This window comes from Schleiferilactobacillus harbinensis (assembly GCF_008694105.1).
GTDB lineage: Bacteria > Bacillota > Bacilli > Lactobacillales > Lactobacillaceae > Schleiferilactobacillus > Schleiferilactobacillus harbinensis.
In genome coordinates, this window is sequence record NZ_CP041364.1 from 1786374 (window position 1) to 1812211 (window position 25838).

Here is a 25838-nt window from a genome sequence, read left to right on the forward strand (position 1 = left end):
GCGTAGCAGAGAGAGATTTTATCCCAGCCCCGTGTTCAAAACATTAACAGATTAATCCTTAACCTGATTGATCACATCAATCAAACTGCCGTCCCGGTATTCCACCAGGGCCACCGGCCGATCCGTATACTCAATCGCCTTGGGCTTGCCCACAATAGCCTCCGCCTTGGCGGCCAGCTCTTGAATCGTGAACACCGGCACACCCGGAATATGGCTCAAAGCATCAATGAGATCCTTGCGCCGCGGATTGATGGCAATCCCAATCTCGGTTACCACGACGTCAATAGATTCGCCCGGCGTCGTAATGGAGGTCATCTTCGGTACGATGGTTGCCAAGCGGCCCCGAACCAGCGGTGCGGAAATGATCGTCAGCTTCGCCGTGGCAGCATCTTGGTGCCCGCCAACGGCGCCCCGCAGAACACCATCGGAACCGGTCAAGACGTTGACGTTGAAGTCCGTGTCGATTTGCAGCGCAGACAGGATCACGACATCCAGCTTATCAACCATAGCGCCCTTGTTGAAAGGATCAGCATACCAGGAAGCATCAATTTCCTGCTGTGCAGGGTTGGTATGCATAGAATTTGCAGCGCCTTTATCGAAATCTTGGACGTCCATGACTTTCTTCACGAGACCCTCGGCCAATAAATCAGTGGTCGGCTTGGTGATTCCGCCTAAGGCGAAGGACGCCTTGATGCCCTTGTCCAGCATGGACTGGCGTAAGTATCGAGTCACGGCCAGCGCGGCACCGCCGGAACCGGTCTGGAACGAGAAGCCATCCTTGAAGTATTGGGAATGGGTAATCACGTCGTTGACCATTTGAGCGATCTTCAATTCCTTGGGATCCTTGGTAAACCGAGTTGCGCCCGAACCAATCTTGTCTGGATCACCAACTTGAGCAACCTTAACCACATAATCGACCTGGGTCTGGTTAATGGAGGCCGGCGTATTCGGGTAATCCACCAGATTGTCAGTCAGCAGCACGACTTTGTTGGCGTACTTGGCATCCATCAGGGCATACCCCAGAGAACCAAAGGCAGCATCGCCGGTCATACCGTTGGCATTGCCCTCCGCATCTGAGTTCGGCACGCCAAGGAAGGCCACGTCGATCTTGATTTTGCCGGTTTCAATCGCCCGGGCCCGGCCGCCATGGGAACGGAAAATCACGGGGCTCTTTAAGGCACCGTGGGAAACCGCATCACCCAGGGAACCGCGCATGCCGGAACTAGTGATGTGGGTGACTGTACCAGCCTTAATTGCCTTGACGACCATGTCGTTCATGACGTTGGTCAAAGAAGACGGGGCCAGGGTCAGATCTTTGATACCCTGATCAATGATCACCTGCATCACTTCATTGAAGACTTGGTCGCCCTCCCGCAGATGGTGGTGGAAGGAAATCGTCATACCGTCTTTGACCTCGGCCTTGACGACATCGGCGATGGAATTAACGACCTTGTTCTCGCCAAATTGGGCACGCACTTGAGGAGCAACCCGTTGACTGACGGGGTTGCCCAATTTTGCCCCCGCATAGGGTTTGTAATCATACTGATTCAAAATGGAATCGGGAATATCCACACCGACATTATTCTTCGACATAATTGCCCTCCTCGTCTACTAAGTGTGACGCCTTGGCTAAGTTCATGACCCGCTGGGCCCGCAGAGCCACTGGCCGATCGACCATTTGGCCGTTCAGGGAAATGACGCCGGAACCCTTCTCGTGGGCTTCTTCAATCGCTGCAATGACTTGCTGTGCAGTTTGAATCTCCGCCTTGGTTGGTGCATAGACTTTGTTGATCACCGCGATTTGCCGCGGATTGATGACGGACTTGCCGTCATAACCCAGCTGGTGAATAAATTGCGTCTCGCGAATCAGGCCGGCTTCGTCGTCCAGGTTGGTGAATACCGTATCGAAAGCCGCAATACCGGCGGCCCGAGCAGCATGCAGGATAACGTTGCGGGCATATTCCAGCTCGCGGCCATCCGGGTACCGGTGAGTCTTCATGTCGGTAGTGTAGTCTTCGGCGGACAACGCGATCCCAATCATCCGGTCGGAAGCGGCCGCGATTTCGTTGGCGTTAACCACGCCCTTGGCACTTTCGATGGCCGCCATCACGTGGGTGGAGCCCTCTTCTCGGCCAAATTCAGTCTCGGCAGAGGCGACATCGTCCACTAATTCCTTGATCATGTCGGCTGTTTCAGTCTTCGGCAGGCGAATGACATCAATACCCGCCTTAACCATCGCCCGAACGTCATCCTTGTAAAACGGGGTGTCGACGCCATTGACCCGGACGACCTTTTCAGCATTGCCGTAGTCCACTGTCTGCAAGGCTTCATAAACCAAGTCCCGGGCGGCATCCTTTTCCTGCAAAGAAACGGCATCTTCCAGGTCAAACATGATGGAGTCGGCGCCGTAGATCCCAGCGTCCTTCAACATGGCCGGGTTGTTGCCGGGGACGAACATCATCGTCCGGCGTAAACGTTCTTCAGTCTCTGCCATATTAAAGCACCTCCCAAGCAGGTTCTGTCTGTTCCAATGCCCGTTGTGCGGCCGCAATGGTCCGCGCCTTAATCACACAATCCAAAGCCCCTTTATCCACAGCCTTGACCAGCGCATTGTCAATCTTGAAACCAGTCAGTGTATCAGTGATAACCTTTTTAATTTCGTCACCATATTGGCTGGCAACAGCGGAATCCAAGTCGATCTGAATTCCACCGGCCGTTGCCGGCGACAGGGTGATCTGGATGTCAGAAGACTCCAGCGTCCCTGCCAGTGCAGTTTTTTTAATTTCCACGAACATTCTGTCCTTTCTCAATTCGCTTCAGTAACTCAGCGTAATGATCCTGAATGAACTGCCATGTTGTTGGCGGTAAGAAATCCTTGACGGTGGCCAGTTGCGCCTCCGCAATGGCTTGGCGCACCTGGGTGGCGGTGACCACCGTGCCCGCCTCTGTGAGACGCGGCACGACGATCAGCTGCACCGCTGGCGGCAGTTCCTGGGCCAGTACGTCATTGTAAATGGCGGTAGTGTGGGACTTGGGTTCCTCGCCGACGTAGCGTTTGGTGATGTGCAGCGTCGGCGCGACCCAGTTTCGGAACAGCCGGGCGTCTAAGGTGGTCTGATAGCGAATAACGTCATCCCCGGATTTCAGAAAATACGCAGGGAATGTGGCATAGCTGACCATATAGTCGCCGCCAGGATAGACGCGCACGTTCTTCAAGTCCGCCAGGCCCGCCTGGACCAGCTGCATCCGTTCCGCGCTGGTGAACAGCGAGCGGTCGGTGGACACCACGAAAACATCCACGATGTCGTTTTCAGACGCCGCTTTTTCCACCAAATACCGGTGACCGCGGGTGAACGGATTAGCATTCATCACGATGGCCGCCACGTGTTTGGCCGCTTGATCGCCGACGCCGGGCAGTTGCGTGAGGTATTGCTTAATCCCCGGCATGCCCGCTTCCAGCAGCACACCAACGTCTGTTTTGGCCAGTGTGGTGAAACCCACATGACCAAAACTGGCTTCGTATTGCGGCTTCGTGAACACCATCATGTGGCTATGACCGGCCAGCATCAGCCGGGATTGCAGCTCAGAGACGACCTGATTAAAGTTCGCCCCCGGCGTGTCGCCCTCGTCCACCGCAATGAACTTGAGGACGTTGCCGGCAATGGCCCCGGTGCCCACTAAGCGATCGCCGTCATAAAGACCAATGACACTGTCCACGCTGGCAATCTCCGCATCAGAGAAGCCGCTCAAGCCGTGGGCGGCGAGAAAAGCCAGCCATGCTTGGCGCACACCGGGCACCCGTAAATGGAGATCACGAATATCAGCCATTGGCGATTAACCCAGTAAAACCATGATGATCGGCACGACCACCACAAAGAGCACAGAGGCTGACACGACGATGTTGGTCGCAAACTTGACGTCCCCATGATAGGTCGTGGCCAGAATCGGCAGCACGGCGAACGTCGGCGTGGCCGCCTGGATGATCAAGGTCTTCTGGAAGACCGGGACCATCCCTAAGCCGGCTTTGACGCCGGCAGCGATCAGCAGGAACATGATCACTGGCGCCAGCACGAACCGGCCCAGCAGCGTGACGACCACGTTGCGGTCAAACTGCATGTTGCCGATGCCGAAGCTCTTCAGCATAATCCCGATGTAGATCAAGGACAACGGAGTCACCAGGGCGCCAACATCCGTCAAAGTCAAAGTGACGAAGTTGACCAGCAAATGGGTCCGCAGCCAGGGAATGTAGATGAACGGCAAAGCCACAATGAAGCCCCACAGCGGTGTGGGAATCAAGTGGTGCCAGTCCAATTTCACTTTAGCCGTGCCATCAGCACCAACCGTGGGATCGTCAGCGGCAATGATCCAAACGCCGATGGTCCAAAGCATAACGGTGTTGACAATGTAGTAGACCAGCAAGTACGGAATGGAACTATCACCGAACAGAGCCTGGTTCAACGGCATCCCGATGAAGACCGTGTTGGCAAAGTTCATAGCGGTCATCATCAGACCGCGCTTACCCTTGGGTACCTTCAGCACGCGCACGACCAACCAAGAAATCAACAGGCCAATCGTGATGCTGACAACACTATAGAGCAGGCCGACCGACAATTTAGCCAGCTGCTCCGGCTTGAAGTGGTTCATCATCGACATAAAAATAGATGCCGGTAAAGCCACTTGCATGATTAGTTTGGAAAGGGCGCCGGAGAACTTCTCGTCAAACCAGCCTTTTCCTTGAGCGAAGTAGCCGACCGCAATCATGATCATAATGGCTAGAACGCTTTGGATCGATGTCCAAAAGATTTCCATAATAACTTTTTCACCCCATCATGGCGCCCGACCGAGTGCAGTCGGACGCCAGTGTTCTATGTTTTATTTTTGAGTCTTGGCGTAGTCCTCTACGCCCGCCGTCACAGCATCAACGACACCTGCGTCAAACACGCCGGGCACAATTTTTTCAGCGGTCGGCGCGGTAATCAAACCGGCGAGCGCCTCGGCAATTTTAGTCTCCAAGTCAACATTCACCGACTTCAAGCCGCTCTTGAGCAAACCACGGAACAAACCGGGGAAGGCCAAAATGTTGTTGACCTGATTCGGGTATTTGCTGGCCCCGGTGGCAATAACCGCAGCCCCCGCCGCTTTGGCCTCGGCTGGATCAATTTCCGGAACCGGATTGGCTAAGGCAAAAATAATCGGCTGAGCCGCCATTTTCTTCACCTGTGCCCCAGTCAGTACATGGGCATCGGACAACCCGACAAAGGCATCGGCCCCGTCGATCACCTCGTCCAGCGTATCGCCGGCGGCGCTGGTCACTTGGCCGGCCAATTCCCGCTGGTAGCTGTTGTACCGGTCATCATCAGGCTTAACGACACCGTGGATATCCACCAGGGTGATGTGCTTGATACCGGCCGCCAGCAGCAATTTCGCGGTGGCAATGCCGGACGCGCCAACGCCGGTCAAAACGATCTTTAAATCAGCCAGCGGCTTGCCCACGACTTTAGCGGCATTGATCAAGCCGGCTAAAACAACGATGGCACTGCCCTCTTGGTCGTCATGATAGACCGGAATGTCCAGCTGCTGCTGCAGCGCATCTTCAATGGCGAAGCACCGCGGCGCCGCAATATCTTCCAGATGGATCCCGGCGAAGCTCTTCTGGATGTTCTTGATCGTGGCGACGAACTCATCAATGCTGACCTGTTCCACTGCCATGGGGATCGCATCCACGCCGGCCAGTTCCTTATACAGCAAGGCTTTGCCCTCCACAATGGGCAGCCCGCCAGCCGGGCCGATGTTGCCCAAACCGAGCACGGCACTGCCGTCCGTGACTACCGCGACCAGCTTGCCGCTGGTGGTATAAATATCCTTTTTCGCTGGATCAGCTTCAATTTCTTTGGCCAACCCGGCTACTCCGGGCGTGTACGCCTTACCCAAGTCGTCGCGGTTATTGACCGCCAGTTCCGGCTTGATGGACAACACGCCAGTGTGGGCACTGTGCAGCTGTTCTACTTCATTTTTTGCCAAAAAAATGACCTCCTTATTGACCCATTATCTTCCGTTCTCAACGGTTCCCTATTATGCCACTGTGTTTTTTATTTTTCAAATTAAAAGGCTTAATTTTCAAAATTGAAAATTAATGCCAAATAAATGGTATAATGGTCGGGAATTTAAAGAAAGCAGGTAATGCATATGGCGACACCGGAACATCAGGCCCTCCTCACCGCCATCGCTCAAGATTATTATTTTTCCCGTGCTTCAATCAGTGAGCTCGCGGAGAAATACCATGTTTCCCGCTATTTCGTAGAAAAATATCTCCACGAAGCTCAGGCCTCCGGTTTAGTGACCATTACCATTCAAGCCCCCACCACCCGCATTCAAGCCCTGGAACTGCAATTCCGGCAGACCTTTAACATTCCCCACATTGCAATTATCAAAGATGCCGCCAACCCGACCCAAACCGCAGAACACGTCGTCGCCTATGCGGCTCAGCAAAGTCAAAATTTGATCCGCACCCAGCACGTGGTGGGCTTGACCTGGGGCGGAACGATCTACAACGTGATCCAGCATTTCGCCGCGGACAATCAGCCAGAGCTTCTGTTTACCCAATATCTGGGGGAAAACATGAAATATCATTCCCGCGCCGGATCGACCCGGATGGTGGAAATGGCCGCCAACAAGTTCAGCAGCAACTATCGGACCCTGGTCGGCCCCTTGTATGTATTCGATCCCGCTGCCCGCCGACTACTCAGTGCTGAACCCGCCTTGCAGCCTACGCTGGCACTGGGGTCCAAGATGGACATGCTGATCACCGGCATCGGCACCATGGACTCCATTGATTCGATTCCTATTTGGCATGAACAGCGGGAGAAAATCGTGCCGGGTGAGCGCATCGCGGACGTTGCCGGGGTCATCTTTGGTCGGCCGTATACTGTGGCCGGCGACTTCATTAACCCGGATGACGTCCCCGTACTGGGCATTCCTTTGGCGCAAGTCATGGCCGTACCTCGCCGATTCGCCATTGTGACCAGCAAATTCAAGACTCGGGCGACCCTCGGCGCTTTGCGCGGCGGCCTGCTCACTGATCTGGTGACCAGCGAAGCAGTTGCCAACCGTATTGTCGCCGAAGCACCGGAATTACAGAAATAATTTGCTCACGGATAGTAAAGGCGGCCCAAGAACCAGAATTCGTATTCTGATCCTTGGGCCGTTTTATTGTCTGGACAAATCGGGGCGCTACCCGATTGGTTGATGTTTTCTAGTGCTTCTAATCTTTTTGAGCCCCATTTGGGGATTTGCTAGTAGAATGCCGGTCACTGTCAGCGTGATACCCAAGCCGGCAAGCCACAAATAGGCAATTACTGGACCGGGGATGCCAATGAGGGCAGCTAACCAGGCCGCACTGAGCAGTACGAGGCTGGCCAGTGTTAAATCACGTTCACGCATCGTTTGTCACCTTCCCGAGCCATTTTAGCCTATTGGCCACTTGCGCTTAACGTTATGGTATCAAAGCAGCTTAAAGAAAAAGGACCTAAACCAGTCACGATATTGTAAAAGCGGCGTCATCACCGGAAGATTCCGGTAATGACGCCGCTCTGTTTTTTACTGCCTATTTAAAACTACTCGGTTCTCAACGCAATCGCAGCATCCTTCTTCGCCGCCATCCGCGCCGGGATATGCCCGCCGAGGACGGTGAGGATCGTGGAGACAATGATCAAAATCACCCCGTGGATCGGGTTGAGGTGGGAAACGTTGGCTAAACTGGTGATGTTATACAAAATGATGTTGATGGGGAAGGTCGCCAGCCAGGCGATGAATACGCCGAGGACCCCGGCACCGACGCCGAGAATTACGGTTTCGGCGTCGAACACCCGGGTGATATCCTTCTTCCGAGCGCCCAGGGCTTTCAACACCCCAATTTCCTTCGTCCGTTCTAGAACGGAGGTATAGGTGATGATGGCGATCATGATCATGCTGGTCACCAGGGAAATGCCAGCGAAGGCCACTAGGACATAGGTGATGGCGCTCATCAGGCCGCCAGTCAGGCTGGACACCGTGCCGGCCAGATCGGTGTAGATGATTTTGTCGGCCTTGCTCTTGCCCTTGTTGTATTTATCCAGATAAGTCAGAATCTTATCCTTATCATCGAAGTTATTCGGATAAATTTGAATTGCGGCCGGAATCTTGTCACCGCCCAGATAGGCGAGCAGCGTCTTCTTGGTGCTCGCTGTCAAGGTCTCGTTGGTCATGACGTTGGTGTCGCTGCTCTTTTGGGCGGCCACAATAGCGGAGTTCTTATTCTGACCAATGATTTCACTGCTCAGCCGATCCGAATACGCAATCCCGCTGGCCAGCATGCCATCGGACTTCTTCGACCGCACCCGGAGCACGCCGGTGATCTTCAACGTCTTCGTGTTCTTGGCGTTGGCCATATCGTTGTAGTCTTTCTTCGGAATGAAGTTCCCGGTGGGCAGCTTTTGATAGTAGTCATCATTGGCCACAACCTTTACCGTTTGGCCCACCAGATCGTTATAGTTATACTTCTGGTTTTCTTTCACGGTAAAACCTAAGTTCTTCAAGCTGTTGATATTTACCGTGTTGTCCCGGTTGACCACTAAGACGATGTCGGTCGCCGCCTTGGGATAGCTGCCAGCCAGCACCTTGTAATTGGACTCCAGGTACGACTGTTTGCCGTACCGGTCCACCGGGTAGACCGACCCGCCGACGCCCAGCGTGGACATCATGGCACTGGCGTCTACCCCGCTGCGTTCGGGATTGCTGTTGGAGAACTTCACCGGTTTATACTGGCCATTCACGTCGCGGACCAGGTTGAAGCCGGTGGCGTATGTATAACTGATGTTTTTGGCCAATTTCTTGTTTAAGCCGTTCAGATAATCCAGGTACTTCTGGCTGATCTTATTGACGTGCTGGGCCTTATCGGCCGCACTAGTCTGCGCGGTGACTTGATCACTTTTCGAAAAGCCCTTCTCCTGAGACGGCCGCTGAGACGTATCCTGCCCTTGCTGGGCGATCGTAATCGGATACTGGGCCAGCGTTTCCGCCTCGGTCTTGTCGATTTGGGTCTGGAACCCCGTAGACAGGGCTAAAACGATGGCGACGCTGATGATCCCGATACTGGAAGCAAACATCGTCAGGAACGTCCGACCCTTCTTCGTCTTAATGTTCGTAAACGATAATTTCAACGCCGTCCAGAAACTCATCTTCGTCCGTTTAAGCGTGAAATGATCGTCCGCCTCGTGCTCGCTGTACGGCGCGGAATCGTTTAGAATCTTGCCGTCCGCAAAGTTGATGATCCGGTCCGCATACTGCTTTGCCAGTTGCGGGTTGTGGGTGACCATGATCACCAGCCGTTCTTTGGACAGCTCCTTGATCAGCTGCATGATTTCTTCACTGGTCTCGGAATCCAGCGCGCCGGTGGGTTCATCAGCCAGCAGGATCTCGGGATCATTGGCGATTGCCCGGGCGATCGCCACCCGTTGCATCTGCCCGCCGGATAATTGATTCGGCCGCTTGTGCATATGCTCGGCCAAACCAACTCGGGTCAGGGCATCCACGGCCCGTTTTTCCTTTTCCGCCCGGGATACGCCGGACAAGGTCATGCCCATTTCGACATTATCCATGATGCTTAAATGGCCGATCAGGTTATAGCTCTGGAAAATGAAGCCGATGGAGTTGTTCCGGTAGGCATCCCAATCCGCGTCTTTGAAGGTCTTAGTCGATTTGCCTTCAATGATCAAATCGCCGGAATCATACCGATCCAATCCACCAATCATGTTCAGCAGCGTGGTCTTCCCCGAACCAGAAGGGCCAAGGATAGCGACGAATTCTTGTTGGCGGAACGACACCGAGACATCGTCCAGCGCTTTCGTGATCGTATCGCCGACGTGGTAATACTTCTTGATGTGCTTCAGTTCAAGCATGCGTAACTCCTTTTTAGAGCAGGGCCAAGGCCACCGCTCGGATGGTATTTTCGTTTTGCGTGATATAGGTACATTATGCCATATTCTGCACCCTGTCTATCCGTCGGAAGTCTGGACTTGCGCCGCCGTTACGTTTTCGTGACACAAAACCAGCTGGGATCGTTACGTTTCTTCCCTATACTAGGGGGTGAAGAAAGAGGAGGTTATCATCATGACCAAACGACGCCGAGTACTGATTTGGGGTACTGCAGTGTTGCTGGTTGTTGTCGCCCTGGTGGGCGGTATTGCCGTGGCCCAGGGCGGCCGGCTGGGCGCACACACGCCGGAACGGCTGACCCTCGCCGGTTCCACTGCAATGGCTCCGTTAGTTGAGGAAGCAACGAAGAATTATACAGCAGATCATCCAAACGTCCATGTCACAATCCAAAAAGGCGGCTCCGCTGCCGGTTTGACCAAGGTTGCCAACGGCCAGGTCAGTTTCGGGATGAGTGATATTTTTGCGGAAGAAAAAGACGGCGTGGTGCCAAACACGCTGGTGGATCACAAAATTGCGGTGGTCGGCATTGTCCCCATCGTGAACAATCGGTTGGGCGTACGCACCATTTCGACCACGGCCCTGCGTTTAATCTTTGCCGGTAACTATACAAATTGGCGGCAACTGGGCGGACCGGATCTGCCCATTACCATTATTAACCGGACCGCGGGCAGCGGGACCCGGACCAGTTTCGACCGCCAAGTACTGCACGGCAGCGAGCCGAAAACCGGCCTGGAACAGGAGTCGTCGGCGAAAGCCCGGGCAATGGTCGCCGCGACCCCTGGGGCCATTTCTTACTTGGCGCTTTCCTATTTGGATAGCAGCGTCACCCCGGTCTACATCGACGGTATCAAGCCGTCCAAGGCGAATATCGTAACCGGCACCTGGCCGTTATGGGCTTATGAGCATCTGTACGTCAAGGGCAAGCCGACTGTGGCGGAGGTTCAATACATTAACTATCTGCAGTCTGATACTGTCCAAAAGAGTTTGATCAGCAAAATGGGCTATATTTCCATCAAGGAGATGAAAGTCGAACGGACCGCGGATGGCCAGCTCAACGATGTCCGGCCATAGTGGTATGCTAGTCTCCGAATAGGGGGTACCGGGCATTGTGGCCAGTAATATTTTTGAACTGATCGGCGTTTCCGGCGCGGGCAAAACCACGTGGGCGAAAGAGCAGAAGCACGTGGTGGATTTGTCTTCCGACGCGATTCGGGATGAGCTGTGCAAACAGGCGGGCATCTATCCTTTGTACGACCAGCCCCCTGCGGTGGTTAAGCGTACCAACGCCCAAGTTTTTGCCGTCTTGCATGCGCGGTTGGAAGCCGCACTGCGCGCCAATCAAGAGAAAATCATCATCGACGCGACCAATCTGAACCAGGCTAGGCGCACGGCGCTATATAAAAGAGTGAAACTGCTGGCCCCGACTTGCCGGGTGTTTGCCATTGTATTTCCCACCCCGCCGCTGCCGGAGCTGGTGCGCCGGGTGACCCATCGCGGTATTCATGATGTGCCGGCGGCGGGTCTTGCAGCGCAGTTGGCGGCATTTGAAGCGCCGGAACAGTTTGTGGATTGTGACTATGTGATTCACTTTTAGACCAATAATAAAAGCAGCGTTCTGACTGAATTCTTCCAGCAGAACACTGCTTTTCGTTACACGTTAAGCAATCTCATGCAGCGCCTGGGCCACTGCCCCAGGACCGGCAATCATCCGCTTAAAGTCGGCCTCGACCTTGTCGCCCAAACCAATGGCATACAAATCATGACCAAAAATCTGTTTGTTGCTCAGAATCGGTTGCAGTACCGCATGAACATCGGTCGTCTGGCCCACCTGCACGCTGCGCAGTTCTTTTTGCAAATCAGCCAGCAGCGGATCCGGACTCGGCGTAAATATCTCACCCTTATCGTCCACGCCTAACAAGTACCGGCACCAACCAGCAAGGATGAGTGGAATGGCCACCAGCTTTTGGATAGCGTCGCCGCCTTGATCCAGATAATGCTGAATGGTGACGCCGTAGCGAATCGACAGCATCTGGGATGCGTCGGTGGCCAACCGCTGGGGCGTGTCAGGAATGTACTTATTCGGCAGCCGCTGTTCGATCAGCGTATCCAAGAATTTCTTGGGATTAATGATCTTGGGATCTTTGACGACCGGCAAATCTTCCTGATAGCCCAGCCGCTTGACCAAAGCTGCCAAGTCTGGATTGTCCATTTCATCAGCCACGGCCGTGTAGCCCAGCAAACTGCCAAAGATACCCAAAGCGGTATGCAGCGGGTTCAGGCACGCCGTCACCTTCATCTGGTCGGCATCATTCACAGTATCCCGGTCAGTCAGGATCACGCCGGCTTTCTCCAGCGGCGGCCGGCCATTGGGGAAGCTGTCCTCAATCACTAAATAATGAGTCTGCTCCGTGTTACCGAAGGGCGCGATGGTCTTCGTAATGGTGGTGTCTTCAAAACCATCCCGGGCCAGCTGGTCAGCGACACTTTGCGCCGGCGCTGGCGTGATCCGGTCAATCATTGTCCAAGGGAAGCTGACCTGCTTAGGATCTTTCAGATAATCAACAAAGCCTTGGGGTACAAAGCCGTTGTCCAACCAGCCCTGAGCAATGGTCAGAATGGCATTCTCAAAGTACTGGCCGTTTTCAGAAAAGTTGTCCGTCGTGACCATTGCAATCGGCAAAGCCCCGCTTTGGTAACGGGCAAACAGCAGCCGCGCAATGGCTCCCATCGCCGTGTTCGCCACTTCCGGGCCATGGGTAATATCGTATTGGGCATCTGCGGTCAACTCACCATTCATATCCCGCAGCGCATAGCCCTTTTCCGTAATTGTCATGGTGACCAGTTGCAGTGACGGCTGTTCAAAAATGGCCCGAAGCACGAACCAGCCGAACGGATCGGCTCGATTGTAGTACAGGGCATGGGCGACACTAGCAATCAGATTCTTCTCCATGCTGCCGTCGGGCGCCACGATCACTTGCAGCATCCGATTCTCATAGGGTGCATAAATTGTTTTGGGAATCGTGGCACTGTGCGTAGTCGCCACAATAATGCCGCTTTGCAGGTCACCGCTGTCTAACAGGTCTTGGGCAACTTTTGCGTGAAAACAACGGAATAAATTACCGCCGCCGAAGTGTACCCATACCGGATGAGCATCTGTGGCCGCCTTCATGGCAGCTTGGTCGTATTGCGGGACAGTGATGCCGGCATCCTTGAATAAGCGGGCATCGCGGCGATAGTCGTCGGTTAGTTTTACCATTCGAAATAACCCCCATTTGATGATCTTAATCCAATCGTTGTCATCTTTACCATAACACGCTTGCCGGGTTTCTGCGCAAATCCATTATCACATGCAAAAATGGCACCTGTCCCAAGGCAAGTGCCATTTTCAGCCATCTCAATACTTTATTCTGCGTCGTACGCCGCTTGGAAAATATCAATAATATCCTGCTTCGTCCCCTTACGCGGGTTAGAGAACGCATTGCCATCCTTCAACGCATTTTCCGCCATCAACTCAAAGTCCTCTGGCTTCGCGCCAATATCCTTGATTGACTTCGGAATCCCAACGTCTTCAGACATCTGCTTCATGGCTTTGATGGCCAACTCGGCGGCATCGCGGGTGGATAACCCCGCCGTATTTTCACCCATAATGTCTGCCAATTCAGCGAACCGTTCCGGGCAGGCAATAATGTTGTATTGCTCCACATACGGCAGCAGCAAGGCACAGCACACACCGTGGGGCGCGTCGTACTGACCGCCCAGTTGATGGGCCATGGCGTGGACGTAGCCTAAGTTGGCGTTATTGAACGCCATCCCGGCCAGCATTTCGGCCTCTACCATCTTGGTCCGGGCATCCAGATTATGCCCATTGGCCACGGCTTCCCGCAAGGAGCCCTCAATCAGCTGAATGGCCTGGATACATTGGGCATCGGTGATCGGATTACGGTCCACTGACACATAGGGCTCAATGGCTTGAACAAAAGCATCCATCCCGGTGGCGGCGGTCAATGCCGGCGGTACGTCCAGCATCAGCGTCGGGTCGTTAAAAGAGACCAGCGGAATATTGCGCCACGATACGACGACGAACTTCAAGTGCGTCTGTTCGTTGGTGATCACGGCATGACGGGTCAGCTCGGACCCCGTACCGGCGGTCGTGTTTACGGCAATCAGCGGCGGCAGGGCATTGTCCAGCGTCTCGATCCCCGCCAGCTTGGTGATGTCGTCCCCATTGGTCAGGATGATGCCGGCACCCTTACCGGTATCATGGGCAGAACCGCCGCCAATCGTGATGATCGAGTCGGCGCCTGACTGTAAGTAAAGTTTCTTCACTTCTTGAATGTTGCGAATCTTCGGATTCGGTTCCACCCCGTTATAGATCACATAATCCACGCCCGCTTCAGTCAAGGACTGCAAAGCTTGCTGGACCGCCCCGTCCTTCATTGTTTCCAAGAACTTGTCGGTAACGATCACCGGCTTCTTCATGCCGAGAATCTTGGCGCGTTCCCCTACTTTATGAATGACACCGGGTCCAAAAAAGTTGACACTGGGCATCAAAAAATCATAACTGCGTTCTGCCATTATTAACCCCTCTTCCAAAAGTGATCAGCCCAATTAGCTCATCCTTACACAATTACCAGTCTATCTCTGTATCCGCTTTCTTGCAATGGGCAAATTACCGTGATTGTCCATTGAAAACGGCTGAATACAGCAAAGACGGCCTTCGGGCAGGAAAAGTTTTTCCCACCCGCGGGCCGTCTGCCAGCAAGATTAATCAATTATCGAAGAATCCAAAATACCGGCGCGCATTGTAGTAACTGATATTTTGCACCACTTGGCCAATGGTTGCCAGATCATCCGGCACCCGACCCTGTTCAATCAGCTGGCCGTAGAAATTGCACAGCACGCGGCGGAAGTATTCATGCCGCGGGTAGGACAGGAACGAGCGGGAATCTGTCAGCATTCCGACAAAGTGCGGCAGCAGGCTTTGCTCTGCATAGGTTCGCAACTGCTGAGTCATGCCCTCGGCGGTGTCGTTGAACCACCACGCCGCCCCCAGCTGCAAGTGCTGGACATCGCCCTGGCCGCCGAAGGATTGCATCATTGTGGCCGCTTCCAGCCAATCATTGGGGTTCAAGGAATAGAAAATTACCTTCGGCATTTCGCCAGTGTTATCCATTACGGTGAACAGCTTGGTGAACTCCGCCACGATATCCGGTTGCGTACCCATCGCATCGTAGCCGGTATCCGCGCCAGTGGCCTTAAATCCGGGCAGGCTCAGATTTCGCGCGGCATTCACGTGGAACTGCATCGTCCAGTTGAAGCGTTTGTTCAAGCGCATCAGTGTTTCAATCAGCATTGTTCGGTACTGATCCAGTTCTTTACTCGTCAGCGGCTGATTCTGCACGCCCTTCATCAAAATTCGATCCAGTTCGTCGGCACTGGCTTCGACAAAGCGGAACCGGTCCAAGCCATGGTCAGACAGCCGGCCGCCGACTTCTGCAAAGTACTGGAACCGTTGCTCCAGCACTGTCTGCAACGCGGCGAACGAGCCAATCTGAATCTGGGCCTGCTGGCCCAATTCGCGCAGATAATCACCAAACCCAGCGGCTTCAATGTGCACCAGCTTATCTGGCCGCATGGCGGGCAAAACTTTGAACCCATTAGCCGCCTCCTCTTGCTTGAGCAATTGGTGATAATGCAGATCAGAGGCCGGATCATCGGTGGTGCAGACGACTTGGACGTTGCTGTTCTTGATCAGCGCCCGGGGCTTGAAGGCCGGTGTCGCTAACAGCTTGTTGGCCTGCTCCCAAATCAGCGGTGCGGTGTGACGGTTCAAGACGTCATTAATCCCGAAGTACCGCTTCAACTCCAAGTGGGTCCATTCGAAGACCGGGTTGCCGAAAGCTTGGGCCATCGTGTCCGCCCAGGCCAAGAACTTGTCGTAGTCGTCGCCGTCCCCGGTGATCAGCTTCTCCGGCACCCCGTTGGCCCGCTCCAGGCGCCACTTATAGTGATCGCCGTAAGTACCCTCGTTGATCCAGATCCGGGTCATGTTCTTAAAGGGCTTGTTCTCGTAGATTTCCTGAGGATTCAAATGACAGTGGAAATCGATGATCGGCAGCCCGTCCGCATACTGATGGAACAGCGTCTTTGCTGGAGCGTTGGTCAGTAAGAAATCATCATCTAAAAAGGCCATGTTACTTATTTCCTTTCTCGATTGCTTCCCATAATCCGTTCAAATAGGTAATACCCAGCGCCCGGTCGTACAGACCATACCCGGGCCGGCCATTTTCACCCCAAATATTGCGCCCGTGATCCGGCCGGATATAGCCGTCGAAGTGGGTATCGTAAAGGGCCTTCATGATCTCGTACATGTCTAAGCTGCCCTCAGAGGATAGGTGGGCGGATTCGTGGAAGTCGCCTTGGGCGTTCATAAACTTAATATTCCGGGCATGGATAAACGGCGCGCGGTCTTTCTTCACGAACTCGCGAATGATCGCTGGGACGTCGTTCTTCGGATTCTCCCCCAGGCTGCCGGTGCAAATGGTGAAACCATTATATGGGGACTCGTGCATCCCTTCGATGATGCGCATGTCCTCAGCGTTCTTGTACACCCGGGGCAGGCCGAACAATTCCCGGGGCGGATCGTCCGGGTGCATGGCCATGCGGACGCCATAACTCTCGCAGGTGGGGATAATTGCATCCAAGAAGTACTTCATATTCTCCCGCAGTTTGCGTTCGTCAACGCCGGCATAGGCTTTAAACAAGTGCGCAATCGTATCCAAGCGTTCTGGTTCCCAACCTGGCAGGACATAGCCTTCGGAGTCGTTGCGCACTGAGTCAATGATATCTTGGGGATTCGGCTTCAATTTGTCCTGTTGGAAGGCCATATCGTTACTGCCGTCGGGCAGCGGATAATGGAGATCGGTCCGCAGCCAGTCGAAGATCGGCATGAAATTGTAGCAGATTACCTTAATACCATAAGCGGCCAGGTTCTTGATGGTCTCTTTGTAATTCTCAATGTAGCGGTCCCGGGTGGGCAAACCGATCTTGATGTCATCGTGAATATTAACGGACTCGATGACTTCCAGCTTCAACCCGGCGTCTTCAACTTGCTTCTTTAAAGCGGCGATCTCACTCTTAGGCCACACTTCCCCCACCGGCACGTCGAATAGCGCGCCGACCACTTGGGTCGTACCCGGAATCTGGCGGATCTGCTGCAGGGTGATGTTGTCATCCTTTGATCCATACCAGCGGAATCCCATGTTCTGCATTTAATCTTCCTCCTCATTCAATGCGTGCAGCGCTTTGGCAACAGCGCCCGGGCCAGTGATCAGCTGTTTGAAGTTGGCTTCTACTTTATCCCCCAAGCCAATCGCATAGAGATCGTTGCCAAAGATCTGTTTGTTGCTCAAAATCGGCTGCAAGGCAGCATGCACGTCACCGGTGTACCCCAGCTTCAAGCTGCCCAGTTGGGCCTGGAGGTCCTTCAGCAATGGATCGCGGCTTGGCTCAAAAGCCTCACCTTGGTCATTAACAGCCAGCAGATAACGGCACCAGCCAGCCAAGATAAACGGAATGGCAACGAGTTGCTGTACGGCGTCCCCACCTTGATCGACATAGTGCTGAATCGTGACGCCATAACGGACCGGAATCTTCTGTGATGTATCGCTGGCGATCCGTTGGGGCGTATCCGGAATATTCTGATTCGGCAGCCGCTTAGTCAGCAAAGTATCCAGGAACTCCTTGGGATTGATGATCTTGGGATCCTTGACCACCGGCAGGTCCTCTTGATAGCCTAGCCGCTTGATCAGCGCGACCAGATCCTTGTTCTCCATTTCGGCCGCGATGGACGTATAGCCCAGCAGATTGCCGAAAATGGCCAACGCCGTATGCAGCGGGTTCAAGCAGGCCGTGACCTTCATCTGGTCGGCGTCATTGACCGTCTCCCGATCCGTCAGCATCACGCCGGCCTTTTCCAATGCTGGCCGGCCATTGGGAAAGCTGTCTTCAATGACCAGATAGTGGGTCTCCTCGGTGTTGCCGAAGGGGGCAATATTGGTGTGCTTGGCCGTGTGCACGATGGTGGTATCTTCGAAGCCTTCCTTAGCCAATTTATCAGCAACACTCTGGGCCGGGTTCGGCGTGATTCGGTCGATCATGCTCCAGGGGAAGCTGACCTGCTTAGGATCGCTCAAATAATCAACGAAGTCTTGGGGCACGTAATCGTTGTCGACCCAGCCCTTAGCGATGGTCAAAATGCCATCCTGGAAACGCTGGCCATTCTCCGAGAAATTGTCCGTGCTGACCATAGCAATCGGCAACGTGCCGCTTTGATAGCGGGCAAAGAGCAGCCGGGCAATGGCCCCCATATTCGTCTGGGCCACTTCCGGACCGTGGGTGATGTCGTATTTGGCTTGGTCCGTCAGGTTGCCGTTCATGTCATGCAGGGCATAGCCCTTTTCGGTGATCGACAGGGTTACCAGCTGCAGGGACGGTTGTTCAAAAACATCCTTCAGCGTCTGCCAGCCGAATTCGTCGTCGCGGTTATAGTAAATGGCATGGGCCACACTGGCAATCAGTGTCTTGTCCAAACTGCCATCGGGCGCCATGACCACCTGCAGCACCCGGTTCTTATAGGGCTTGTAGATGTCCTTGGGCACGTCGCCGTCATAGGTTTCCGCCACGATCACCCCGCTCTGCAAGTCGCCGCTGTTCAGCAGATCTTGGACAATCTTCGCATGGAAGCAGCGGAACAGATTGCCGCCGCCGAAGTGGACCCAGACGGGCTTTTGATCCGTTGCCGCCTTCATCGCCGCCTGATCGAATTGCGGGACCGCGATGCCGGCCGCTTTGAACGCCTGGGCGTTTTGTTGATAATCGTCGGTCAGTTTAACCACAATAGAAAACCTCCGTTAATTTGATTTTCCCTTTTACTGATATATCAGTTTAACAATAACACCTTTCAGCTCAATATGAAAGGTGTTTTGCACATTATTTGAAGCGATTACATTGATCGATTAACAACACTACTGCTGGCCTTATTTAAGCACGTAACAACACCAATGCTGCCCCAATGGACTGCATCACCTGCCTCTTTGATGGGTGTTACGCTTCATCGATCGCTTGTTCCCGCAGTTTTTTAGCAATATAGTCGTCTGTCAAGGTCATGTGGGTGGTCGCCAGCAGCATGACCCGAGCATCTGCCGGTTCCTGCCGCTCCCATTGATCTTCGTCCGGGCCATCGCGCAAAACCCGCAGGTAAGAGCGCAGCCTCCAAGCATCCAGTTTATGTTCGTGTAGGCGTCGTTTTATATAGAAATCGACCCATTCGGGGACGGATTGTCGTCCTGCCCGCGAAGAAAGAGGACCACGCCGTCATCACCGAGCACCTGCACATGGTGGGTGACGACGTGCAAGTGGTGCGCGACGCCTATCCCGACTACTTCACCGAGAGCCGCTGATTGGCGGTTAGCCCTTGACGGGTGCCGGCCATTCGCGGTATTATAGTCAAGTGCTTTTGGGGCCTTAGCTCAGCTGGGAGAGCGCTTGCTTCGCATGTAAGAGGTCGACGGTTCAAGTCCGTTAGGCTCCACTCACTAAACCGGAACGCCATTGCTGGCTGTTCCGGTTTTTTATATCAGAAAGGATAGGTGACGGCATGGGCTGTCTGGGTAATATTTTATGGTTCATTTTCGGCGGTTTTCTCTCCGCCATCGGCTGGTTCCTGGTGGGCTGTGTCTGGTGCATCACGATCGTCGGCATCCCCATCGGTCTGCAGTGTTTCAAGATTGCCGGGCTGTCCCTGTGGCCGTTTGGCAAAGAAGTCGTGCCGTCCAACCGGACCGGCAGCCTGATCCTGAATATCCTGTGGCTGATCTTCGGCGGACTGGAACTGGCTTTGAACCACTTGCTGTGGGGCCTGCTGCTGTCGATCACGATTATTGGCATTCCCTTTGGTCAGCAGCATTTCAAACTGGCCAAGCTCGCCCTCGTCCCGTTTGGCGCAGAAATCATCTAACATAAATAAGCAGCGAATTGACCCTCTGAAGTGCAACAAAAAAGTTAGACAGTTTGAAAAATAATTACGCTACGGCCTGAGTCCGGTATTCGATCGGAGTCAGGCCGTTTTTGTTGAGTGAGATGCGATCATGATTAAACCACGTGACGTAGTGAGTCACGACTTGTTTCAGCTCTGAAAGATCTTTGATGGGTTGCCGATTGATCCGTTCACGCTTGAGCAGATTGAAGAAACTTTCCATTGGCGCATTATCGTGACAGTTACCCTTACGAGACATGCTGGGAACGATCCCCATAGCATGTACCCGAGACTGGTATTCACGGGTCTGGTATTGCCAGCCTTGATCGGAGTGCATGATTGGCGTGACATTGGCAGGCAGCTTCTTAGCCAGATCGTCTAAGGTCAAGTGAAGCTGCCCTTTATTCGCAGAGTTACTCACAATAATCGTAATGACTTCGCGACTGGCTTCATCAATTACCGCTGAAATATACCCCCAACTGTGATCGACCAGTTTGACTTGCGTCACATCAGTATGCAGCACCGTGAATGGTTCCTGAGCATCGAATCGTTGGTGCAGCAGATTATCATTCACCGTACCTACTTTCCCCTTGTATGAGTGATAACTGCTGGTATGGCGTGAATACAACGTCACACTGAGACCGAGCTGCCCCATCAACCGGAGCACCGTGTTGGGGGAGCACTTGAAACCAGCCTTGCGGGCCATGATATGAATACGGCGATAACCGTAGGTTTCATACGAGTCACGGAATGTTTTCTTGATGAATGCCTTTAAGGCCGCATATTTATCTGGCTTATTCTTGCGCTGCAAGCGGTCATAGAAGGTAGCCCGGGGTAATTGGGTTAATAACAATAATTCTTTGAGCGGATAGTCGTGCCGTAACGCGTCAACTACTGCTGCTTTTTTGGCGGCAGATTGTTCTTCGATACGGCCCCTAATTTTTTTAAGAAGTCACGTTCCATTCTTGTATGGTATAGTTCACCGCGCAGTTTTAATATCTCTTGCTGGTAGGCTTCCTTCTCACTGAGTTCCAGCTTCTTCGCTTGCTTAGGTTTCTTGTGTTTCACTGTAGACCGCCTTCCTCGCGGTTTGGGACGTAACCCCGCTACTCCCTCAGTCTTGAAGATCTTCGCCCAGACAGCCACCTGCGAGGCATTGATCCCAAGTGAGCAGCCACCGATGCCACACCTTCACCACTAGTTTGGTAATAGTCTACCACAGACAGTTTCTGTTCCAATGAATAAGCGACTTTGGTACGTTTACGTTGAAGCGACTCCAGTCCATTAGCTTGAGCCTGCTTAACCCACCTCCGGATTGGGGTCATTGACGGGATACTGTATTTAGCGCAAAGGGTTGGATAGGAAACCCGTCCAGAAAGATACTCTTGGACAACCTGTACCTTGAACTCACTTGAATATTTGGTCATAAAAATGCCCCACAATCGTTAGAGTATCTGTCTAACAATTATGGGGCACTTCACTCGGCCGATTCGCTGCTTTTTGCATTACTGCGTCACTTCCGGTTGAGCCGCTGCTTGCGGCGCGAAATATTCCGGATACGCGGCGAGCACGATCTTCACGTCATCGTCCACCATGTGCAGGTGGTCAACGACTAAATCGGCGGCACCGGCGGCGTCTTGGGCCTTGATCCGGGCGACGATCTCTTTATGCTGATTCAAGATCTTATCCCACTCCAAACCGGGCAGTTCCAGGCGCAGGTAGCGGAAGCGGTCAAATTGGAGATTCAGCAACCGCAGCCAGTGCCAGATGAACTCTTTATCCGTCACCTTGTAGAATAGTTCATGGAAATCTTCATCCGCTTGGAAGAACTTATCGTAATTGCCGGAACGCAGGTATAGCGACTGCATCTGCAATAGCCGTTCCAGCTCCGTAATATCATCGGCGGAGATAATTTTGACCGCATCGGCGGTCACACTGCGTTCAATATTCATCCGCGCGTACCGCCCTTGGGAAAGGGTATCCAGATCAATCTTGGCGACGTACGTACCGCTTTGGGCGATAACATTGAACAGCCCTTCCCGGCGCAAGCGAATAATGGCTTCTCGAATCGGTGTGATCCCAATACCAAGCTTGTCTTCCAAGCGATGCTTGTCGATTTTCTCCCCTGGTTTCAGCTGCATCGTTAACACCATCGTTTTCAGCCCTTCATAGGCCTCATCCTGCTGATTCATCATCGGCATAGCCGTCCACTCCTCGTGTGTGTACCCGTTTTCTTACTCACCACCATTGTAATATAGCAGTTACAAGAAAGGCAATCCTTCCGCTTGGAAAGATTGCCTGATTGGCTAATCAGTTCTGTTCCGCGCCCGCGGCGGACTCCAGATACGTATCCTGCTGGCTGACGGACCGGGCCGGCAAGCCGTTCACCGCGCGGTAAACCGCACGTTCGACGTTGACCACGGACAGCGTATTGGCCACGGCGAAGGGCCGTTCGTAACGCTTGGCTAAGGAGACGGCTGTCTGCGTGGAATGGTGCGAGGCGGCGGTGGGAATCAAGATGACGTAGTCCGCATGGCGGATCATAGTCGGCAGCTGGCTATAAGCGTTGCTCTTAGCATCAAAATGGGTCAGCTGACCGCCGTGCTGTTTGAGCATGGCAATGACGTTGCCGTCATGTTTCGGGGCCCCGACGATGAGGACGGTACCGCCATTGAGATCAAACTGCAGTGTTTCGCTTTCCGCGGCTTTCTCCGCCTCGGCTGGTTCTTCAACCGGCTTTTTGATGGCCTTTTTGACTGGCGTACTAACCGGCCGCGGCGCCAGCGGTGCGCTTTCTTCCAACAGATGGATCCAGTAGATCTTGCCGGCCCGCGGGTCCTGCCCTTCGTACCAGGCGAAATCCACCAGCTGACCGGCATGGAGCAGCGGATAGCGGTGGGGATCAACGATGAATTCGAAGGTCTCGCCGGTACCCGGATCCACCAGCGGTGCTTGGGTATAGGCGTGCTTCAATACCAGCTGGCCGTTCTCGTCCTCTTCGGCCGGGATGAACGTCAAGCGGTGGATCGGAGCATGATAGCTGCTATCGGCCGGTTTGAGAATCTTGAAATACGGCAGGTCGTCCCCCTCTTTGGGCACGATTTCCACTGTTTCACCACCGCTCAAGTGCAGCGTACGGACCAGCGATTCGCTGATGTAGCGGCCGCCCGCGGTGGCCCCAGCGAGTTTGCGTTCCACGAGGGCCCGGGGATTCGCCAGGGGTCTGCGCGGCGCCGGGGCCGGCCGGGTGATGCTGGTCATCTGCAGGGGCGTGGTTTCCACTGACCGCAGCGCCGATAACGGCGTGGACACGGCCGGTTGCGGCGCCGGTGTGCCCTGCTTTGCTGCCAGCGCGGTTTTCTCCTTGGCCGGTGCGTCGTCGCTGCCGTCGTCCCGATCATTGGCATGGGCGGCATAAGTCAGGGCGGCCTGCAGCTGCGGCCCAGTCATTGTGACGTCTTGCCCCGGATCATAATCGGACAGGATGTTGTTTTTAATATACGTGAATAACGGCAGATCGAAGTCTTTAGTGAAGAAAAGCGTCCGCTGTAAATCCCGGGGGAAGCGGTGGGCCGTGCGCTCTTCCACGATCGTCACGATCTGGCGGATGGTTTTCGCCATGAGCGGTACCTGCAACAGTAACGCATTAAAAGATAAGTCGGTCGGAGCCGGCCGCGGTGCAGCGGGTGCCGCCGGTTTGTTCGGCACTGGCGCCGCATCGCTCTCAACTGCCGGGGCAACCGGAGTCGCGGGCGCTGCCGGCGGCGTTTCTGATAGGGCTGGCGGGGTCGGTCCATGCGGTTCACCGAGTTTCTCCCGCAACTGGGTCAGGGTATAAATTCCTTGGCTGTGCAGATAAGCCGCCATCCGCTGGTCCGAGGCGGCTTGCAGCGACTCCAGTTTCTCCCGTAAGTCGTGTATTTGCTGATCTAAGTCATCTGGTCTCTCCATTTCTGGTCATCCCTTCTACTTCTGCATAAGCTAGATACGCAAAGGAGCCAAATTATTGTGATTAATTTTTGAACGAATGAATCGGCGCCGGAATGTGCCCGCCCCGAGCAATGAACTGGGCCGACGACGCCGAATTGACAGCCATCACAGGGGCCCGGCCAAAGATCCCGCCGAATTCCACCATATCCCCGACTCGGCTGCCGGGCACGGCAATCAGCCGTACCGCCGTGGTCTTGGCGTTGATCATCCCGATCGCCGCTTCGTCCGCAATCATGCCGCTGACACTGCTGGCCGGTGTGTCGCCGGGAATCGCGACCATGTCCAAGCCGACAGAACACACCGCGGTCATGGCTTCCAATTTTTCCACCGTGATCTGCCCCGCTGCCGCCGCTTCGATCATGCGGCCGTCTTCTGAAACAGGAATGAAGGCGCCGGATAACCCGCCGACCCGTTCGGCCGCCATGATGCCGCCTTTCTTCACGGCATCGTTGAGCAGGGCCAAAGCGGCGGTAGTCCCGGGGGCGCCAACGGAACCCAACCCCATGGTCTCCAGAATCTCAGCCACGGAGTCGCCAGGAGCCGGGGTCGGCGCCAGGGATAGATCCACAATATTAAACGGGACATGCAGCCGTTCGGCAGCAATTTTGCCGACAAACTGGCCCATCCGGGACACCTTGAAGGCCGTCTGTTTAATCGTTTCGCATACTTGGGCAAAATCGGCTTCGGGTACTTGGGCTAACGCCCGCTGCACGACACCGGGCCCAGAAACGCCGGTATTGATCGCCGTATCACCTTCGGAAACACCCCAGAATGCACCGGCCATGAACGGATTGTCCTCCACAGCGTTGCAGAAAACGACCAGCTTCATCGCATTGGTCGCGCCAGTGGCACTGAGGTCTTTGATCACTTGCCCCATAATCTTCACGGCATCCATGTTCATGCCGGCTTTGGTCGAACCGATGTTGACGGACCCGCAGACCCGGTCGGTCATGCTCAGCGCTTCCGGCATGGAGCGCATCAAGTTCTCTTCCGCCGGCGTGATGCCGGACTGAACCGTCGCCGAGTATCCGCCGATAAAGTCCACCCCCAGCGCCTTGGCGGCATCATCCAGCCGCCGGACAATCAAGCGGAAGTCCGGATGCGGGTCGGCCCCGGCCAGCATGGCCACCGGGGTGATACTGATCCGCTTGTTAACGATGGGAATGCCGTATTCAGTCTCAATCTCATCCGCCACTTGCACGAGGTGAGCGGCCTTATGCATGATCTTGTCGTATATCCGTTCCGCCGTGGCCCGGGTATCGCCGGTAATACAATCCAGTAAAGAAATGCCCATCGTAATGGTGCGGATATCCAGCTTTTCTTCACTGATCATCTGAATGGTATCAATTATCTTCTGTTGTTCCATGGGCCGGCTCCTACAATGACGACATGGCGTCAAAAATCTCTTGACGCTGGATGCGAATGGTCAGATCCTGCTGGGTGCCAAAATCGGTAAGGGCTTGCTGGACCGCCTTGAAGTCGGCATCTTCCGGCAGGCCGCCCAGCAGCATCATCGTGAAACTGCCCTCCATAATGGTCTGGGAAATATCCAATATATTAATGTGCATGGCCGCCAGCTTGGAGCTGACACCGGCCACGATGCCGACCTTATCCTGGCCGACGACGGTAATAATGGCTTGCATAACATCCACTCTTTTCTTTGCAGTGTGCGTTTTCTTGGAACTATCCACAGTATAGCAGAGAAAACTAAGAGAGATGGCTTGCAACGGTTAGAAAGTTATGGACTGAGATCAGTGTGCCCCAGCGGTTTACGGCAAACCTGTGACATTTATGTCACTCATCGGAATCAATGCACTATTACCAGCTATGCTTGACTCAT

At 54.2% G+C, this 25838-nt stretch carries 24 protein-coding genes, 1 tRNA gene and 2 pseudogenes; 5 read left to right on the forward strand and 22 right to left on the reverse strand.

What is annotated here, in order from left to right:
• Window positions 1-51: 51 nt before the first annotated feature.
• The 6 genes from citF to FMM01_RS09055 all read right to left on the reverse strand — a co-directional run bounded on the left by citF (window position 52) and on the right by FMM01_RS09055 (window position 6021).
• Window positions 52-1593: a citrate lyase subunit alpha gene (gene citF / locus FMM01_RS09030; RefSeq protein ID WP_035441076.1), complete on the reverse strand. Its 1542-nt coding sequence runs from the start codon at window positions 1591-1593 to the stop codon at window positions 52-54.
• Entirely contained in the window at window positions 1580-2494 is a 915-nt protein-coding gene (citE, locus tag FMM01_RS09035; RefSeq protein WP_063516372.1) for a citrate (pro-3S)-lyase subunit beta, read from the reverse strand. Before citE ends, citF begins: the two co-directional genes overlap by 14 nt.
• 1 nt (window position 2495) lies before the next feature.
• Window positions 2496-2789, reverse strand: coding sequence for a citrate lyase acyl carrier protein (citD, locus tag FMM01_RS09040; RefSeq protein ID WP_027829303.1), 294 nt, complete (start codon window positions 2787-2789; stop codon window positions 2496-2498).
• Window positions 2779-3828: a [citrate (pro-3S)-lyase] ligase gene (gene citC, locus FMM01_RS09045; RefSeq protein ID WP_150392285.1), complete on the reverse strand. Its 1050-nt coding sequence runs from the start codon at window positions 3826-3828 to the stop codon at window positions 2779-2781. The genes citD and citC overlap by 11 nt, the downstream gene beginning before the upstream one ends.
• Window positions 3829-3834: 6 nt before the next feature.
• Entirely contained in the window at window positions 3835-4809 is a 975-nt protein-coding gene (locus FMM01_RS09050; protein WP_027829305.1) for an AEC family transporter, read from the reverse strand.
• Window positions 4810-4872: 63 nt separating this feature from the next.
• Window positions 4873-6021, reverse strand: a complete 1149-nt coding sequence (locus FMM01_RS09055; protein WP_150392286.1) for an NAD(P)-dependent malic enzyme — start codon at window positions 6019-6021, stop codon at window positions 4873-4875.
• 165 nt (window positions 6022-6186) lie between these two features.
• On the opposite strand from FMM01_RS09055, the gene FMM01_RS09060 reads away from it, so the two are divergent.
• The gene (locus FMM01_RS09060) at window positions 6187-7143 is read left to right on the forward strand and encodes a sugar-binding transcriptional regulator (protein WP_150392287.1); all 957 of its coding nucleotides are present in this window, start codon (window positions 6187-6189) and stop codon (window positions 7141-7143) included.
• Between the two features lie 87 nt (window positions 7144-7230).
• Here the strand turns inward: FMM01_RS09060 and FMM01_RS09065 are convergent, their stop codons facing one another.
• Both FMM01_RS09065 and FMM01_RS09070 read right to left on the reverse strand, forming a co-directional pair.
• Window positions 7231-7440 carry a hypothetical protein gene (locus tag FMM01_RS09065; RefSeq protein ID WP_027829308.1) on the reverse strand — a complete coding sequence of 70 codons (210 nt, stop codon included), beginning with the start codon at window positions 7438-7440 and terminating at the stop codon, window positions 7231-7233.
• Between the two features lie 173 nt (window positions 7441-7613).
• On the reverse strand, window positions 7614-9935 hold the full coding sequence (locus FMM01_RS09070; RefSeq protein WP_150392288.1) for an ABC transporter ATP-binding protein/permease: 2322 nt from the start codon (window positions 9933-9935) through the stop codon (window positions 7614-7616).
• A 211-nt stretch (window positions 9936-10146) separates the two neighbouring features.
• Between FMM01_RS09070 and FMM01_RS09075 the strand changes: the two genes are divergently transcribed.
• Both FMM01_RS09075 and FMM01_RS09080 read left to right on the forward strand, forming a co-directional pair.
• Complete coding sequence (locus FMM01_RS09075; protein WP_063516375.1) at window positions 10147-11043, forward strand: phosphate ABC transporter substrate-binding protein; 897 nt, start codon at window positions 10147-10149, stop codon at window positions 11041-11043.
• Between the two features lie 37 nt (window positions 11044-11080).
• A complete protein-coding gene (locus FMM01_RS09080) occupies window positions 11081-11566 on the forward strand; it encodes an ATP-binding protein (RefSeq protein WP_186810145.1) in 486 nt (161 codons plus the stop codon).
• A 63-nt stretch (window positions 11567-11629) separates the two neighbouring features.
• On the opposite strand, the gene FMM01_RS09085 is transcribed toward FMM01_RS09080, so the two are convergent.
• The 6 genes from FMM01_RS09085 to FMM01_RS09110 all read right to left on the reverse strand — a co-directional run bounded on the left by FMM01_RS09085 (window position 11630) and on the right by FMM01_RS09110 (window position 19221).
• The gene (locus tag FMM01_RS09085; RefSeq protein WP_150392289.1) at window positions 11630-13228 is read right to left on the reverse strand and encodes a mannitol dehydrogenase family protein; all 1599 of its coding nucleotides are present in this window, start codon (window positions 13226-13228) and stop codon (window positions 11630-11632) included.
• Between the two features lie 146 nt (window positions 13229-13374).
• The gene (locus tag FMM01_RS09090; protein ID WP_150392290.1) at window positions 13375-14547 is read right to left on the reverse strand and encodes an iron-containing alcohol dehydrogenase; all 1173 of its coding nucleotides are present in this window, start codon (window positions 14545-14547) and stop codon (window positions 13375-13377) included.
• 193 nt (window positions 14548-14740) lie between these two features.
• Window positions 14741-16165: a glucuronate isomerase gene (gene uxaC, locus FMM01_RS09095; RefSeq protein WP_027829140.1), complete on the reverse strand. Its 1425-nt coding sequence runs from the start codon at window positions 16163-16165 to the stop codon at window positions 14741-14743.
• 1 nt (window position 16166) lies between these two features.
• The gene (gene uxuA, locus FMM01_RS09100; RefSeq protein ID WP_150392291.1) at window positions 16167-17243 is read right to left on the reverse strand and encodes a mannonate dehydratase; all 1077 of its coding nucleotides are present in this window, start codon (window positions 17241-17243) and stop codon (window positions 16167-16169) included.
• Entirely contained in the window at window positions 17244-18869 is a 1626-nt protein-coding gene (locus FMM01_RS09105; protein WP_150392292.1) for a mannitol dehydrogenase family protein, read from the reverse strand.
• Between the two features lie 208 nt (window positions 18870-19077).
• Window positions 19078-19221 (reverse strand): hypothetical protein, encoded by a 144-nt coding sequence (locus tag FMM01_RS09110; protein WP_223849914.1) that lies wholly within the window; start codon window positions 19219-19221, stop codon window positions 19078-19080.
• Between the two features lie 270 nt (window positions 19222-19491).
• On the opposite strand from FMM01_RS09110, the gene FMM01_RS09115 reads away from it, so the two are divergent.
• Both FMM01_RS09115 and FMM01_RS09120 read left to right on the forward strand, forming a co-directional pair.
• Window positions 19492-19564 (forward strand) — tRNA-Ala (locus FMM01_RS09115).
• Between the two features lie 66 nt (window positions 19565-19630).
• Window positions 19631-19990 carry a YccF domain-containing protein gene (locus FMM01_RS09120; RefSeq protein WP_027829143.1) on the forward strand — a complete coding sequence of 120 codons (360 nt, stop codon included), beginning with the start codon at window positions 19631-19633 and terminating at the stop codon, window positions 19988-19990.
• A 64-nt stretch (window positions 19991-20054) separates the two neighbouring features.
• Here the strand turns inward: FMM01_RS09120 and FMM01_RS09125 are convergent, their stop codons facing one another.
• From FMM01_RS09125 to FMM01_RS09155, 8 genes and pseudogenes are all read right to left on the reverse strand, one after another.
• Window positions 20055-20948, reverse strand: coding sequence for an IS3 family transposase (locus FMM01_RS09125; RefSeq protein ID WP_150391972.1), 894 nt, complete (start codon window positions 20946-20948; stop codon window positions 20055-20057).
• The gene (locus FMM01_RS09130) at window positions 20900-21076 is read right to left on the reverse strand and encodes a hypothetical protein (RefSeq protein ID WP_223850089.1); all 177 of its coding nucleotides are present in this window, start codon (window positions 21074-21076) and stop codon (window positions 20900-20902) included. The genes FMM01_RS09125 and FMM01_RS09130 overlap by 49 nt, the downstream gene beginning before the upstream one ends.
• Window positions 21077-21094: 18 nt before the next feature.
• Window positions 21095-21190: pseudogene (locus tag FMM01_RS16780) on the reverse strand (helix-turn-helix domain-containing protein); the annotation flags it as partial.
• Between the two features lie 83 nt (window positions 21191-21273).
• Window positions 21274-21435: pseudogene (locus FMM01_RS16785) on the reverse strand (transposase); the annotation flags it as partial.
• Window positions 21436-21513: 78 nt separating this feature from the next.
• Window positions 21514-22209 (reverse strand): GntR family transcriptional regulator, encoded by a 696-nt coding sequence (locus FMM01_RS09140; RefSeq protein WP_150392294.1) that lies wholly within the window; start codon window positions 22207-22209, stop codon window positions 21514-21516.
• Window positions 22210-22318: 109 nt separating this feature from the next.
• The gene (locus FMM01_RS09145) at window positions 22319-23959 is read right to left on the reverse strand and encodes a DUF2325 domain-containing protein (protein WP_150392295.1); all 1641 of its coding nucleotides are present in this window, start codon (window positions 23957-23959) and stop codon (window positions 22319-22321) included.
• A gap of 61 nt (window positions 23960-24020) precedes the next feature.
• The gene (locus tag FMM01_RS09150) at window positions 24021-25364 is read right to left on the reverse strand and encodes a PFL family protein (RefSeq protein WP_150392296.1); all 1344 of its coding nucleotides are present in this window, start codon (window positions 25362-25364) and stop codon (window positions 24021-24023) included.
• 10 nt (window positions 25365-25374) lie between these two features.
• Window positions 25375-25641, reverse strand: a complete 267-nt coding sequence (locus tag FMM01_RS09155) for an ACT domain-containing protein (RefSeq protein WP_027829147.1) — start codon at window positions 25639-25641, stop codon at window positions 25375-25377.
• Window positions 25642-25838 lie beyond the last annotated feature (197 nt).

What these genes read in the sequence shown, in the direction of transcription:
- FMM01_RS09065 (WP_027829308.1), bottom strand. Translation starts at nt 7,440, where the DNA reads ATGCGTGAACGTGATTTAACACTGGCCAGCCTCGTACTGCTCAGTGCG.
- citF (WP_035441076.1), bottom strand. Translation starts at nt 1,593, where the DNA reads ATGTCGAAGAATAATGTCGGTGTGGATATTCCCGATTCCATTTTGAAT.
- FMM01_RS09140 (WP_150392294.1), bottom strand. Translation starts at nt 22,209, where the DNA reads ATGCCGATGATGAATCAGCAGGATGAGGCCTATGAAGGGCTGAAAACG.
- citC (WP_150392285.1), bottom strand. Translation starts at nt 3,828, where the DNA reads ATGGCTGATATTCGTGATCTCCATTTACGGGTGCCCGGTGTGCGCCAA.
- FMM01_RS09150 (WP_150392296.1), bottom strand. Translation starts at nt 25,364, where the DNA reads ATGGAACAACAGAAGATAATTGATACCATTCAGATGATCAGTGAAGAA.
- FMM01_RS09085 (WP_150392289.1), bottom strand. Translation starts at nt 13,228, where the DNA reads ATGGTAAAACTAACCGACGACTATCGCCGCGATGCCCGCTTATTCAAG.
- FMM01_RS09090 (WP_150392290.1), bottom strand. Translation starts at nt 14,547, where the DNA reads ATGGCAGAACGCAGTTATGATTTTTTGATGCCCAGTGTCAACTTTTTT.
- FMM01_RS09145 (WP_150392295.1), bottom strand. Translation starts at nt 23,959, where the DNA reads ATGGAGAGACCAGATGACTTAGATCAGCAAATACACGACTTACGGGAG.
- FMM01_RS09070 (WP_150392288.1), bottom strand. Translation starts at nt 9,935, where the DNA reads ATGCTTGAACTGAAGCACATCAAGAAGTATTACCACGTCGGCGATACG.
- citE (WP_063516372.1), bottom strand. Translation starts at nt 2,494, where the DNA reads ATGGCAGAGACTGAAGAACGTTTACGCCGGACGATGATGTTCGTCCCC.
- FMM01_RS09060 (WP_150392287.1), top strand. Translation starts at nt 6,187, where the DNA reads ATGGCGACACCGGAACATCAGGCCCTCCTCACCGCCATCGCTCAAGAT.
- uxaC (WP_027829140.1), bottom strand. Translation starts at nt 16,165, where the DNA reads ATGGCCTTTTTAGATGATGATTTCTTACTGACCAACGCTCCAGCAAAG.
- FMM01_RS09075 (WP_063516375.1), top strand. Translation starts at nt 10,147, where the DNA reads ATGACCAAACGACGCCGAGTACTGATTTGGGGTACTGCAGTGTTGCTG.
- FMM01_RS09155 (WP_027829147.1), bottom strand. Translation starts at nt 25,641, where the DNA reads ATGCAAGCCATTATTACCGTCGTCGGCCAGGATAAGGTCGGCATCGTG.
- FMM01_RS09120 (WP_027829143.1), top strand. Translation starts at nt 19,631, where the DNA reads ATGGGCTGTCTGGGTAATATTTTATGGTTCATTTTCGGCGGTTTTCTC.
- FMM01_RS09050 (WP_027829305.1), bottom strand. Translation starts at nt 4,809, where the DNA reads ATGGAAATCTTTTGGACATCGATCCAAAGCGTTCTAGCCATTATGATC.
- uxuA (WP_150392291.1), bottom strand. Translation starts at nt 17,243, where the DNA reads ATGCAGAACATGGGATTCCGCTGGTATGGATCAAAGGATGACAACATC.